We start from the raw sequence: 2,096 nt of genomic DNA, 5'->3' as shown, positions 1-2,096 counted from the left end.
GGCCGGGATTTCGCCGAAGGGATCCGTGGTGCCCTAGCAGGCACCGGGCCGTTCGACGGGAGGCTCGACAGCTGTTCACGTGCCGAGCACTGCACGGGCAATCAGCCAGTTGAGCTTGCGGACGTCGATGCCCGCGCAGAGGTTGGTCTTAACCTGGCTGGCGCGAGTCCACACCTGGAACTTCGCGTTGACGTCGAACGTCCCCGCATTCTCCGACGACCACATGTTCACGGCGGAGAAGGGCAACGAGTAGACCTCGACCTTCTTGCCCTTGAGCCCCTGGGCATCCCGCCCGATGAGGCGCTTGGTGGTGAAGATCGCCGTATTCCGGAGGGTCTTGTAGGCAGCCACGGGCCCCTCACCCGGAACCAGCAGTGCCGCGACGTGAGGGTCAAGTCCCTGGAAGTGGTGTAACCGTCTTCGAGGCATGAGAATCAGGCCAGGGCCGGCATCACCTCCGTGCCCATCACGGTGCCCGGTTCTTGCGTGAGGGGCTCGCGGCAGCGGGCCAGCAGCTCGAGACCGAGGTACCGGCGGCCCTCGGCCCACTCATCCGTCTGCTCAGCCAACACGGCCCCCACGAGCCGCACCACGGCATCCCGGTTCGGGAAGATGCCCACCGCGTCCGTGCGGCGCCGGATCTCCCGATTCAGGCGCTCGGCAGGGTTGTTCGACCAGATCTGGGACCACACGTCCTTCGGGAACGAGATGAACGCGAGGATGTCCTCCCGAGCAGCATCGAGGTGCCCAGCCACGGCGGGCAACCGCTCGGCCACGTAGTCCAAGAGCCGGTCGAACTGGGCGTGCACCGCCGGCCCGTCAGGCTGGTCGTAGACGCTGTGGAGCATGGCCTTCACCGCCGGCCACATGGCCTTCGGGGTCACCGCCATCAGGTTCGCGGCATAGTGCGTGCGGCACCGCTGCCACACGGCCCCGGGCAGGTTCGCCGCGATGGCTTCGACCAGGCCACGGTGGGAGTCCGAAGTCACCAGTCTCACCCCGTGAAGGCCGCGGGCGACCAGATCAGCGAAGAACTCGTTCCACGCCGCGCCTGACTCCGTGGTGGCCACCCGCAGCCCGAGTACCTCACGTCGCCCGTCAGCGTTGACGCCGGTGGCGACCATGGCCACCGCGTTGATCACCCGACCACCCTCGCGAACCTTCATGGTCAGGGCGTCCGCGGCGAGGAACACGAACGGGCCGGCATCCCCCAGCGGGCGGTGCCGGAACGCGTCGATGTGCTCGTCCAGCTCGGCGGCCATCCGGCTGACCTGGGACTTCGAGAGCGAGTCGATGCCCAGCTGGCGCACGAGCTTGTCCATGCGTCGGGTGGAGACCCCAGCGAGGTAGCAGTCGGCGACGACCGTGATCAACGCGGACTCGGCCCGCTTGCGTCGCTCGAGCAGCCACTCTGGGAAGTACGTGCCGGCGCGCAGTTTCGGGATGGCCACGTCGATCGTGCCGGCGCGGGTGTCGAGGGGCCGGTGGCGGTACCCGTTGCGCTGTGCGGTGCGGGTATCAGAAGCGGTGCCGTACTCGGCGCCGCAGACCGCGTCTGCGTCAGCGCTGAGCAGGGCGTTGATCACGGTCTGCAGCAGGTGGCGCAACAAGTCCGGCGAGGCTTCGCCGATCGCTTCGCGTAGCAGGCGTTCAGGGTCGACAATGTGAGGAGCGGTCATCGTGGTGATGTCCCTTTCGAGAGTGCTGTGGAAGGTTCACTCGAAGGCTCCCACGGTGACCGCGTCCATGCTGGGGACGGTGTTGGCGGCCGGGGAGGGTTACACCACTATCAGGGACTCAACTCGACGTGAGTGGGGATGGCCGTTTCCTTCACAAGAGTCCAGGAGGTGATATTAACGAACGCTTTGGCGATCTCCTCCATCTTGGCCGACGCTGTAGCACCGGAATTTTGCGTGGCATAAGGCACGGTCTTACCTGCGGGCGGCCCGTGACGCGAGGGTTCCGCGAACCATCGTCAGCACCCAGGGACCCAGCAGGGCATGGGGTCGAAGACGAGAAGGGGGCGTGTCAGATGGTCTGTGTAAGCCGTACCGAGAGGAACGGTAAGAATCATGACCATGATCGACGAGAAGAAC

At 66.0% G+C, this 2,096-nt stretch carries 2 protein-coding genes; both read right to left on the bottom strand.

What is annotated here, in order from left to right; translation table 11 throughout:
• Positions 1-75: 75 nt before the first annotated feature.
• Positions 76-429, bottom strand: a complete 354-nt coding sequence (locus KVS67_RS11335) for a PH domain-containing protein (RefSeq protein WP_217565376.1) — start codon at positions 427-429, stop codon at positions 76-78.
• Positions 430-434: 5 nt separating this feature from the next.
• Entirely contained in the window at positions 435-1,679 is a 1,245-nt protein-coding gene (locus tag KVS67_RS11330) for an IS256 family transposase (RefSeq protein ID WP_031943898.1), read from the bottom strand.
• Between the last annotated feature and the right edge of the window lie 417 nt (positions 1,680-2,096).

This window comes from Micrococcus sp. GbtcB5 (genome assembly GCF_019091605.1).
Taxonomy (GTDB): domain Bacteria; phylum Actinomycetota; class Actinomycetes; order Actinomycetales; family Micrococcaceae; genus Micrococcus; species Micrococcus luteus.
This window is presented reverse-complemented; position numbering and strand designations above follow the sequence as displayed.